Source organism: Rothia sp. HMSC062F03, from assembly GCF_001836905.1.
GTDB lineage: Bacteria > Actinomycetota > Actinomycetes > Actinomycetales > Micrococcaceae > Rothia > Rothia mucilaginosa_A.
The window spans coordinates 166,524-178,023 of the sequence record NZ_KV830892.1 but is presented as its reverse complement, the minus strand read 5'-3'; the positions used below and the strand labels follow the sequence as shown (position 1 = coordinate 178,023).

The window sequence follows — 11,500 nt, the reverse complement described above, 5'->3', positions numbered from 1 at the left end:
AAGCCTCCTGTTTCTTGGACTTTATTTTCGATGTCCAAGAAACGGGAGGCAGTTCAGAAAAAAGGAGGCGCCCGCCGGGGCTTTGTCGTGCACAGGGCGGATTCATAGAGTAGGTTCTAAGCGGCTGACCTGTAGCCTGGCTTTGCGCGTATGATGGGTGTATGAGCACTAGCCACCCCAATCTGCGTCGCGGGTACACGCTACCCCACGAAGCGGAGGTTCTTCAGATCCTCCGTGACGCTGGCGTGCGCCGTGCCCGGCTCTTCGGTAGCGCCGCCCGCAGTGAGCTGACCGAAACCAGCGACCTGGATTTTCTGGTGCAGATGCCGGGCGTAGCTCCTTTTGACGAGTTCATGCAGATGGTGGATGCTCAGCACCGCATTGAACAGCTGACCGGCCGTAGCGTTGATATGGTCACCCAGTTGCGCCCCCGCATCTACGCGGAAGCAGAACCGGACATGGTGGAGCTGCCGCTATGAAAAGCTCGCTGGACGACTTCTCCCTGATTCTTGAATCGGCTCAGCGTATCTATTCTTTTACGCCGGCGCGATACGAAGACCTGATAGACGATTCAAATGCAGTTGTTCAGGACGCGCTCTGTATGCGCTTTCAGGTCATTGGTGAGACCCTCAATAGAATTCGTTCAAAATACCCAGAAGACTATGAACGGTATGAACGGGCTGAGTGGCAGTACCTCATTGCTATTCGTAACGTTATTTCTCATAGCTATGTGAGTATTGATTTTGCTGTCCTATGGGATGTCGCGCGGAATAAACTACCTGAGCTCATGAGCGACTTTGAACGAATCATCGACGAGATACAAGAAACTACTTAACTAAAGAGCCCCGGAGGGTGCCTCGATCAGGAGGCGCCCGCCGGGGCTTCACTGTGTCCTTTATTCTGCTGTGCCCTTATATAAGGGAGCGCTAGTGGGCGATACCCGCCTCATACGCCATAATGACCGCCTGCACACGATCACGTGCACCCAACTTCGCCAACACATGCGACACATGCGTCTTCACCGTCGCCTCCGAAAGCACCAGCTCCCGCGTAATCTCCGCATTCGACAAGCCACGCGCAATCAAACCCAGCACCTCAAACTCACGCGGCGACAACTGCTCAATCAACTCACGATGCGGATAATCCTGCACAGGCTCGCTCTGATAAGAAGAATTAGCCGGGCTTGCATGCTCAGCCGGAATAAACGTTGCCTTGGGAAGCTCAGAACCAGCAGTCGGGGGAATAACCTGCGCAGACTCGGCGGCAGGAGGAGCAGGAGCGGTAGGAACAACAGGAGCGGGGGAGTCCAGCACCGGAATCATCTGCTCCAACAGACGGCGAGTTGCAGACGGCGCAATCACCGCATCGCCGCGGTGCACCGTACGAATCGCCTCCAGCAGCTGCTCCGGCGGGGTGTCCTTCAACAAGAAACCGCTCGCACCCGCACGCACCGCCGAATACACGTACTCATCAATATCGAAAGTCGTGAGCATAATAATGCGCACCCGCTCATCCTCGGAAACCTCACGCTCGCCGTCACGCTCCAGAATGCGGCGTGCCGCCTCCAGGCCGTCGCAGTGCGGCATGCGCACATCCATGAGGATGACCTGCGGCGCCTGCCCCTCAGACACCATGCGGTCAAAAACGTCAATCGCCGCCAGGCCGTCATCGGCTTCCATGACGACCTGCAGGTCCGGCTGGGAGTTGACGAGCATGCTCAAACCGCCGCGCACTAGGCGCTGGTCGTCAACGAGCATCACGCGAATCGGCTGGGTGGTCTGTGGTACAGAAGTCTGTGGTGCAGAAGAGTACATAGTTTCAATCCTAGATCACGAGGTAGTAGAGGGCACGGGTATTAGAGATCGCGGTAGGGCAGCGCCGCCTCAACGAGCCAGCCGCCGTCAGGCTGCAGACCGTAGGTGAGGACGCCGTGGTAGAGGGCGATGCGCTCGCTCATGCCGCGCAGACCGTTGCCACTGCCGGGTACCGGGCGGGCAATGTGCTGAGCCGCGGTAGAGGAAACCGGGTCGTTATGTACCCACAAGTGCAGACCGTCCTCGCCCCAGTGAATGGTGACGGTGGTTGCCGCGCCGGGGGAGTGCTTGAGCGCGTTGGTGAGCGCCTCCTGCACGGTGCGGTACGCCGCCAGCTCGGCACCCTGCGGTAGGGTGCGCGCCATGGTGCCGGTAATTCCGGTGAAAGTGACGGGTAGCCCGGCGCGGCGGCTCTGCTCCACGAGAGCGGGCACATCGCTGAGGGTGGGAACGGGTGCGTAGGCGGTTGCCTCGTCCGTGCGGAGTAGCCCGAGGAGGGAACGCATCTGAGTGAGGGAGTCGCGTGCCGTATCTGCAATGAGTTCGAGGGTCTGCTCGGCAATATCCGGTTCGCTCTGCTGCTGAGCCTGACCGGACTGCTCAGCCTGTTCAGTCTGCTGCTCTGCCTGCTCTGCCTGCTGGGCGCGTGCGGTGCGGGCGCTCGCGGCGGCGTAGCGTGCCCCATCCGCCTGAGAAATAATGCTGGAGAGCGAGTGCGCCACAATATCGTGCATTTCGCGGGCGATTCGGGTGCGTTCATCCTGCGCGGCGAGGCGGCGTTCCTGTTCCTGCTCGTATTCGAGGCGGCGGGCGCGTTCTTTGAACTCTTCGCTGCGCAGTTCGCGCATGCGGCGGGAGTCGCCGAGGAACCAGAAGACGGTGAAGATGGATCCGCAGAGCACGCCGAGCATCAGGCAGATGAAGATGCGGGCGGGTATGTCGTCCCAGTGGTAGAGGAACGAGAGCGAGGCCTGCACGGTGACGGCGAGTGCGCCGACCCAGCCGAGAATGAGGGCACGGAAGCGGGCGCGGCGGGTCCAGTGCCTGCCGGTGTGGTAGGCGGCGAGGCTGACCGGCGGGTAGCAGGTGATGACGAGTGAGTCGGGGAAGGGGGTCACGAGGGTGAGACAGAGCGCCGCGATGACCACGTAGATGCTGCCGTAGGGGAAGCGGTAGCGGAAGTAGAGCGCGGTGGTGCTGCAGAGCGCGGAGATGAGCGGGATCCAGCCGTAGCTGTTGACGAAGGCAACGGAGAGTACGCAGCAGAAGAACTGCATGTGCGCGACGACGATGAAGTTCATCCAGCCGCGTTTGTCTCTGAGGTAGTTTTGCATGCGGCTGGAGGCGGTGATGGCGTCGGCGGGCAGGTCGCTGTTTTCTGAGCTACCGCGGTTATGCGTTACGGCGTGGCCTGATTCGGCTGTCTCTGTGCTGTGCTGTGGGTTCTGCTGGGGTTCGGTGTGCTTGAGGGGCATGTTTCCAGTGTAGCGAGGGGGTGAGGGGAGTATCGCGGGCATAGGAGGCCCACAAAATGCGCTGACGTGCACATAGTGCGTGTGGGTATATCTTTGCCTGTGTGTGATTCTGTGTGCGCGACACGCTGAAATACAGGATTATTTATGAGCTTTGCCACATTAAATCAGATTTTTCTCTCAATCACCGCTTGAGGGTTTGGGGTTATATGGGGTTTGAATTTAGGTGTATATCACTAAAAACTTTCTTAAGTAACCTATTTGGGTTGAAAAACCTTCAATCTTAACGGAGGGTTTTTGTCATAACCCCTCATCAGGGCTCTATTGAAAACCATTGCGGGGGTTGGAATTGGTGGGTATAGTTTTACCTGTATCGTCACCCGGCGTGTAGAAGGCTGAGCCCATCGGGCGCACCAAGGCCCCTTGTGGGACGCTCCCACGCGGAACGGTACAGCATTATGTTGTTATCATCCGGGGTCGGAATACTGTCCGGCTTTACTCGCTCAATCACTTTGGTGAATTGTCACCGTGCACGACGATGGGTGATAACTCTTATTCCTCAAATGACATCACTCTCGAAGGACATATATGTCTACTAACATTTCTCGCCGCAAGGTTGTTGCGGGCGCAGCATGGGCTGCTCCGGTTGTCGCGGCTTCTGCCGTTGTTCCGGCTTTTGCTTCCTCCACCGAGTGCGAGTGGGCTTCCTCCGCTGCTTACACCGCTGAGGGTACCTCTGCAGGTGGTAAGGGCACTACCTCTTTCGTTGTTCCCGCACTGGTCGACAAGATTAAGTTCGAGGTCGTCGGCGGTGCTGGTGGTACCAACTACGACGATATGGCAGCAGGTTCCGGTGCTAAGATCACCGGTATCATCGAGGTCAAGCCCGGCCAGACCGTTCAGCTCATCGGTGCAGCCGGTGGTATCGGTAACGGCCCCCTGTCCCCCGCAGAGGGTGGTGAGGGCTACGGTAACGGTGGTTCCTCCAACCTGCCCACCCCGATTCCTGCAAGCGTCATGCAGCGCGTCAACGCTATTTGGCCCGATAACTCCACCCTGAAGCGCATCACCTACTCCGCTTCCGGCGGTGGCTCCTCCGCTCTGGTTATCAACGGCACCCCCGTTGCAGTTGCAGGTGGCGGCGGCGGCGCCGGCTTCGTGAACGCTGGTGGCGCTAACAACAACTTCGACTACATCTTCCCCGGTGCTGTTGACGCAGGTCGCCTGTGGCCCGAGAAAGCAAAGCGCAACGTTTACCCCGTCATCGGTTCTACCGGTGGTTCTGCTGAGGGTGCAGCAGGTGCAGCGGGTAACCAGGGTGCACTGACCTACTCCGCAGACACCTCCGTCACCACCACTGTTAACGCAGGTGAGGGTGGCTCCGCAGGTATCGGTGGTAACGGTGGTTCCAAGACCGACCTGCCCTCCGGCACCTCCCCCAACGGCGTTCTGGGTTACTCCTCCACCAACAACCAGGAGATTTACCACTCCGCTAAGTCCGGTAACCAGGGTGGCGCAGGCTTCACCGGTAACGGTGGCGACGGCGTGGGCTCCTACTCCTACATGATTGACAACAACGACCGCACCGTCAAGGAAGTTGTTACCGTGAAGGCAACCGGTGAGAAGAAGGCTCTGGAATACAAGTCCATTGGCTTCAACTGGAACGGTTACCAGTCCGTCATCTCCGCAGGTGGTGGCGCAGGTTACGGTGGCGGTGGCTCCGGTGCTTCCACCTCCGCATCCGCAATCGTTCTGACCCAGAAGTGGAACAACAACCCCGACGGTCTGCGCCAGAACACCGGCTTCTCGCAGTTTGGTGGCGGCGGCGGCGCAGGTGGCTCCTACGTTGCTCCTGGTGTTTCCGGCGGTACCATTACCTCCGCAGGCAACGCTCCGACCGCTCGTAGCACCCGTGGTAACGGCTACGTCAAGGTCACCCTCTGCCAGCGCACCGCATAATTAGCGGTAACGTTTTAGGTACTCGACCCCACTCGGGGTAGAAATACCATCTCTTTTCCCCGGCTGATGATTCAGCCGGGGAAAAGTGTTTTAACCCTCCTGTTAGCCACGCTGCGGGTCTTCCCACCCGCCCGGAACGACCCGGACTCCGACGGCCCAGACTCTGAGAACCCGCCCGCGCACCCTACCGCCCGCCCGCCCGCGCGTATTACGGTAGAGGCATGACTGAAGCACGTAGCATCGACCTCGCCGTCATCCCCGGCGACGGCATCGGCCCCGAAATCATTACCGAAGCCCAGCGCATCCTCACCCGCGCCTGCGAGCTCGAAAACATCGCCGTCAACCCCACCCAGTACAAGCTCGGCGCCGAGCACTGGCTCGAAACCGGTGAGACCCTGCCCGAGTCCACCATGGAATCCCTCAAGAAGCACGACGCAATTCTCTTCGGTGCCATCGGTGCCGACCCGCGTAGCGGCAAGATTCCCTCCGGCCTCATCGAACGCGAAATGCTCCTGAAGCTGCGCTTCGCCTTCGACCACTACATCAACCTGCGCCCCTCCCGCCTGTACCCCGGCGCGGTATCTCCGCTGGCCAACCCCGGCAACATCGACTTCGTGGTCGTGCGTGAAGGCACTGAAGGCCCCTACATCGGTAACGGCGGCGTGATTCGCCAGGGCACCCCGCACGAGATTGCCACCGAGGTCTCCCTCAACACCGCGCACGGCGTGGAGCGCCTGGTACGCTACGCCTTCGAGCTGGCCTCCACCCGCCGCAAGAAGGTCACCCTCGTGCACAAGACCAACGTGCTCACCCACGCAGGTCGCCTCTACAACCGCTACTTCGCCGAAATCGCGGCTGAATTCCCCGAGGTTGAGACCGACTACCTGCACATTGATGCGACCACCATCTTCATGGTCACCGACCCCTCCCGCTTCGACGTGATCGTGACCGATAACCTTTTCGGCGATATCATCACCGACCTTGCCGGCGCGGTCACCGGCGGTATTGGCTACGCCGCCAGCGGCAACATTAACGCCGTCGGCGAGTTCCCCTCCATGTTCGAGCCCGTGCACGGTTCTGCACCGGATATCGCCCGCCAGAACAAGGCCAACCCCACCGCCGCAATCCTCGCCGGCGCGATGCTGCTGCGCCACCTCGGCTACGATGCCGCCGCGGCCCGCATTGAGGACGCCGTCGAGGCGGACATGCGCGAAAACGGCGCGACCGTGCGTGGCACCGATCGGGTTGGCGCGGACGTGCTCGCACGCCTCGGCTAAGGTCAGCTGACTAAAACTCGCTTATGACAGCGTGAGCGCTGAATAAAAACGCCAGGGAAGCCCGGAAGGAACACACCTTCCGGGCTTTACCTGTGCCTGCCCCGCGCTCGTCTGCCCACGCTCGTGGCTACATATATCTGTGCGGGCGGGGGAGAGGTATCCACTGCCGCTAGGTTTAAACCCGCCCGCCGAACCTGACCTGCGAAACCCACCTGTTCACATCCTGAATGGGGTAAAAGGTGCACATGCGGCAAAAGCATCTTTCCGGTACTCTAAAACAGTCGAGCACACCCGCCCGACCTCCTCGGCGGTGGATACCCTCCACCGCGTACCTTGATGCATCCACGCTGCTCGAAAGCACGAACCGTCCCCACGGATGCACCACCTGCCTCGGCACCGCGCCCACCGCACACACCCCGGCGCATCAGCGGCCGCAGGCAGCCCCGGCCGCTCCCACCGTGCGAGAGCGACCGAACTCGAAGAACGCAGAATGATGCATTAGACGAAGAGGAACGCAGAACGATGGCCATCGAATTCAGCCACGAAGCAAACCAGTCACCCGCCTCCGCCGAACGCCGCGAAGAAATCCTCAAGAACCCCGGCTTCGGCGACTACTTCACCGACCACATGGTCACCATCGACTGGGAGGGTGACTACAAGACCGGCGGCACCTGGTACGACGCCCGAGTCCACCCCTACGGCCCGCTCGTTCTGGACCCCGCAGCATCCGTCTTCCACTACGGTCAGGAAATCTTCGAGGGCATTAAGGGCTACCGCCACGCCGACGGCTCCGTGTGGACCTTCCGCCCCGAAAAGAACGCCGCCCGCTTCGCGAACTCCGCGCACCGCCTCTCCCTGCCGCAGCTGCCCGCCGAGACCTTCATTGAGTCCCTGCGCCAGCTGATTAAGGCGGACGAATCGTGGGTCCCCACCGGTGACGGTGAGGCCTTCTACTTCCGCCCCTTCATGATTGCCACCGAGGCGTTCCTGGGTGTTCGCCCCGCACGCCACGTGCAGTACCACGTGATTGGCTCGCCCGCAGGTAACTACTTCGGCACTCCCGAGCCCGTGGACATCTGGCTCTCCACCCCCTACGCCCGCGCGGGCGAGGGCGGCACCGGCGCAGCCAAGTGCGGCGGTAACTACGCGGCCTCCATGATTGCCCAGACCGAGGGTGAGAAGCACGGCTGCAAGCAGGTTATCTTCAAGGACCCGCACCGCGGCGACGCCATCGAAGAGCTCGGCGGCATGAACGTGTTCTTCATCTTCGGCAAGGAAAACAAGATTGTCACCCCCGAGCTGACCGGCACCATCCTGGAGGGCGTGACCCGCTCCTCGCTGATTCAGCTGGCCAAGGACCGCGGCATGACCGTGGAGGAGCGCGCCATCACCCTCAACGAGTGGCGCGAGGGCGTGGCCAACGGCGACATTACCGAAATCTTCGCCTGCGGTACCGCAGCAGTGGTTGCCCCCATCGGCAAGCTCAAGGCCGAGGATTTTGAGATTCCGGCACCCACCGAGCACTTCGGCGAAATCTCCAAGAGCCTGCGCGAAGAGCTCGTCGGTATTCAGCTCGGCACCGTTGAGGACCGCCACGGCTGGATGACCCGCCTCATCTAATCTTTCACGCGAAATCCCCGCGGGATGCGCTCCCACCCGGAACGCACCCGCGGGGATTCGCTGTGCCCGGCGCATAGCTGCGTGCGGCAACTATCTGCCGGGGCGCACATGCGGGGGAGGGGAACGCTAGGAGGGAGGCACCGGACTCGCCTAGTTGAATTACGTGCCCCGCCCCGCCTCCACGCTCATTCCGCGCCGCCGCCCACACCCTCGAAGGCTGGTACCCTAGAAAGTATGCGTATTGCACGATTTACCGTAAATAATGAGCTCCACTTCGGGCTGGTCGAAGGCGAAGCGGGCGAAGAGACCCTGCGCGTCATCGCCGGCGACCCCTTCTACTCGGGCGTCGAACCGACCGGCACGACCTACCCCATCGATCAGGTGCGTCTGCTCGCCCCGATCATCCCCCGCTCCAAGGTGATTGGAACGATCGCAAACTGGGCAGGAACCGAGGCGCCCGCCTCCCCGCAGTTCTTCCTCAAGCCCAACACCACCGTGATCGGCCCCGGCGACCCAGTGACCCTGCCCGAGTACTCCGAGGCCGTCAGCCCCGAGGGTGAGCTTGCCGTCATCATCGGCCGTATCGCCAAGTCCGTGCCGCTCGAGCGCGTGCACGAGGTCATCTTCGGCTACACCGTAGCCAACGACCTCACCGCCCGCGACCTGCTCGAAGACCGCCAGTGGACCCGCGCCAAGGGCTTCGACGGCGCCACCCCGCTCGGCCCCTGGATTGAAACCGACCTGGACACCGACTCGCTGAACATCACCACCTGGGTCGACGGCGACGTCGTGCAGGAGGGCAACACCTCCGAGATGCACTACTCCGTGGCCGAACAGGTGGCCGCAGCCTCCGAAATCTTCACCCTGCTGCCCGGCGACGTACTGCTCACCGGCACCCCCGCCGGCATCAGCGTGCTGCGCGACGGCAACGAGGTCGAGGTCGAGGTCGAAGGCATCGGCTCCCTCGTCACCCGCGTGCGCGACTAAGCCGCCCGCGCCCCACACCATCTACCGTCCATCCTGAACACACCGTCAAGGAGACAACATGACCGAGTACCACGGTCCCGAACTCAACACCCCCGCAGACACCCGCGTGCGTTTCTGCCCCTCGCCCACCGGCACCCCGCACGTGGGCATGGTGCGCACCGCCCTCTTCAACTGGGCCTACGCACGCCACACCGGCGGCAAGCTGATCTTCCGCATCGAGGACACCGACGCCGCGCGCGACTCCGAAGAGTCGTTCAACCAGGTGCTCGACTCCCTGCACTGGCTCGGCATCAACTGGGACGAAGGCGTGGGCGTTGGCGGCCCGCACGAGCCCTACCGCCAGTCCGAGCGTAAGACCGCCGGCATCTACAACGAGATCTTCGAAAAGCTCGTTGAGGGCGGCTACGTGTACGAGGACTTCTCCACCCCCGACGAGGTGAAGGAGCGCCGCAAGGCAGCCGGCCAGGACCCGCAGCTCGGCTACGACAACTACGACCGCAACCTTACCGAGGAGCAGAAGGAAGCCTACCGCGCCGAGGGCCGTAAGCCCGTGTGGCGTCTGCGTATGCCCGACGAGGACATCACCTTCAACGACCTCGTTCGCGGTGAAATCACCTTTAAGGCCGGTACCGTGCCCGACTACGTGGTCGTCCGCTCCAACGGCGACCCGCTGTACCCCTTCGTGAACCCCGTGGACGACGCACTCATGGGCATCACCCACGTGCTGCGCGGCGAGGACCTGCTCTCCTCCACCCCGCGTCAGATTGCGCTCTACCGCGCACTCATCGACACCGGCGTGACCACCTTCATCCCCGAGTTCGGCCACCTGCCCTACGTCATGGGCCAGGGCAACAAGAAGCTCTCCAAGCGCGACCCCGAGTCGAACCTCTTCCTGCTGCGCGATGCCGGCTTCATCAAGGAAGGCCTGCTGAACTACCTGTCCCTGCTGGGCTGGTCCCTCTCCGCAAACCAGGACGTCTTCAGCATCGACGAGCTCGTCGAGCACTTTGATGTGCACGACGTGGTGGCCAACCCCGCCCGCTTCGACGTGAAGAAGGCGGAGTCCATCAACGGTGACCACATCCGTGCCCTCGACCCCAAGGACTTCCGCGACCGCCTGATTCCGTACCTGCAGGCCGCCGGCGTGCTGGGCGAAACCCTCACCGAGCGCCAGGAGCAGGTGCTCACCGAAGCCGCACCCCTCGTCCAGGAGCGTATGCAGCTGCTCGGCGAGGCCCCCGGCCTGCTCGCCTTCCTCTTCAAGAGCGACGACGAGATCACCGTGGCGGACGACGCCCGCAAGCAGCTCAAGGAATCCGCACCGCAGGTGCTGGCCGCCGCCATCGAGGCCCTGGAGCCCCTCGAGGACTTCACCGCCGCCAACATCGAGGCAGCTCTGCGTGCCGCAATCGTCGACGGCCTGGAAATCAAGCCGCGCCTGGCCTTCGGACCCGTGCGCATCGCAGTGTCCGGCGAGCGCATCTCCCCGCCGCTGTTCGAGTCCATGGAGATCCTGGGCAAGGACTCCTCCCTCGCACGCCTGCACAAGCTTGCCGCTGAGCTGAGCTAACCATGAGTCGGTCGAATAACCAATCCGTCATCGGCAAGGCGCTGTTCAAGGGCACCCTCATGGCGCTCACCAATGCCTGCATTATCTGGCTGATTTTGTACATCGCCAACATGGACAAGTCCGTCTTGATGGTGGTCGCTGTTGTCGTTGCGGCAGCCTTCGGATACGTGACAGCCTACTTGGAGGCGCGCGCCGCCCTGAACGCTCAAGAAGCTCAGGCACGGCACGCCCGCGGTGGCGACGTCAGCAGTTCGTCTGACGGCGTAGACACTTCGGATTCTTCGGATTCCTCGCGTGAAGAGGAAGACAAAGACGACTTCGTGGACCCGGGCCCCGACCCCTACGCCGGCGACTTCGACTCCGGCTCAAGTAGCTCCGACTACAGCAGCTCGGACTACAGCAGCTCGGACTCCGGCGGCGGTGATTCGGGCGGCGGCGATTCGGGCGGCGGCGACTAGCGCCTCCTGACACCTGCCTGAACGGCCGGATACTCGGCGTGCTCGTAATGCTACACATTCCCCCTCTTGGCGGAGGGTCGGAGGGTTTACCGGAATATCTTCCGGTAAACCCTCCGCCAAGAGGGGGAATTTTTGTTGGTCGAAGAAAAATTTTTGTGATGGATAATCCATTTATACCCGCTTGTCAATGCGTTTTTATGCGTAAATTTTGGGGCCTAGGATGCGCAGAGGAGAAAGCTTTGGGTTGCACACTCTGTTCGGTATCCGTATAGTTATATCCGTTGCCGCGACAAACAAAGTTTGAAGCGAAAACATGCGGTTGTAGCTCAGTTGGTAGAGCACC

General features: G+C 61.6%; 10 protein-coding genes. 8 read left to right on the top strand and 2 right to left on the bottom strand.

What is annotated here, in order from left to right; translation table 11 throughout:
* The first annotated feature begins 161 nt into the window (after window positions 1-161).
* Entirely contained in the window at window positions 162-479 is a 318-nt protein-coding gene (locus tag HMPREF2674_RS07225; RefSeq protein WP_012903288.1) for a nucleotidyltransferase family protein, read from the top strand.
* Entirely contained in the window at window positions 476-835 is a 360-nt protein-coding gene (locus tag HMPREF2674_RS07220) for a HepT-like ribonuclease domain-containing protein (protein ID WP_070825288.1), read from the top strand. The genes HMPREF2674_RS07225 and HMPREF2674_RS07220 overlap by 4 nt, the downstream gene beginning before the upstream one ends.
* Before the next feature lie 91 nt (window positions 836-926).
* Here HMPREF2674_RS07220 and HMPREF2674_RS07215 read toward each other — a convergent pair whose 3' ends face one another.
* Together HMPREF2674_RS07215 and HMPREF2674_RS07210 are read right to left on the bottom strand one after the other, a co-directional pair.
* A complete protein-coding gene (locus tag HMPREF2674_RS07215; RefSeq protein ID WP_070825287.1) occupies window positions 927-1,814 on the bottom strand; it encodes a response regulator in 888 nt (295 codons plus the stop codon).
* Window positions 1,815-1,855: 41 nt separating this feature from the next.
* On the bottom strand, window positions 1,856-3,289 hold the full coding sequence (locus HMPREF2674_RS07210; RefSeq protein WP_210400128.1) for a histidine kinase: 1,434 nt from the start codon (window positions 3,287-3,289) through the stop codon (window positions 1,856-1,858).
* A gap of 585 nt (window positions 3,290-3,874) precedes the next feature.
* Between HMPREF2674_RS07210 and HMPREF2674_RS07205 the strand changes: the two genes are divergently transcribed.
* From HMPREF2674_RS07205 to HMPREF2674_RS07180, 6 genes are all read left to right on the top strand, one after another.
* On the top strand, window positions 3,875-5,245 hold the full coding sequence (locus HMPREF2674_RS07205; RefSeq protein WP_070825286.1) for a hypothetical protein: 1,371 nt from the start codon (window positions 3,875-3,877) through the stop codon (window positions 5,243-5,245).
* 221 nt (window positions 5,246-5,466) lie between these two features.
* Window positions 5,467-6,522, top strand: a complete 1,056-nt coding sequence (locus tag HMPREF2674_RS07200) for a 3-isopropylmalate dehydrogenase (protein WP_070825285.1) — start codon at window positions 5,467-5,469, stop codon at window positions 6,520-6,522.
* A 522-nt stretch (window positions 6,523-7,044) separates the two neighbouring features.
* Complete coding sequence (locus tag HMPREF2674_RS07195; protein WP_070825284.1) at window positions 7,045-8,142, top strand: branched-chain amino acid aminotransferase; 1,098 nt, start codon at window positions 7,045-7,047, stop codon at window positions 8,140-8,142.
* 234 nt (window positions 8,143-8,376) lie between these two features.
* On the top strand, window positions 8,377-9,129 hold the full coding sequence (locus HMPREF2674_RS07190) for a fumarylacetoacetate hydrolase family protein (RefSeq protein ID WP_070825283.1): 753 nt from the start codon (window positions 8,377-8,379) through the stop codon (window positions 9,127-9,129).
* Between the two features lie 58 nt (window positions 9,130-9,187).
* Window positions 9,188-10,699 (top strand): glutamate--tRNA ligase, encoded by a 1,512-nt coding sequence (gene gltX / locus HMPREF2674_RS07185; protein ID WP_070825282.1) that lies wholly within the window; start codon window positions 9,188-9,190, stop codon window positions 10,697-10,699.
* A gap of 2 nt (window positions 10,700-10,701) precedes the next feature.
* Window positions 10,702-11,157 (top strand): hypothetical protein, encoded by a 456-nt coding sequence (locus tag HMPREF2674_RS07180; protein ID WP_070825281.1) that lies wholly within the window; start codon window positions 10,702-10,704, stop codon window positions 11,155-11,157.
* Window positions 11,158-11,500 lie beyond the last annotated feature (343 nt).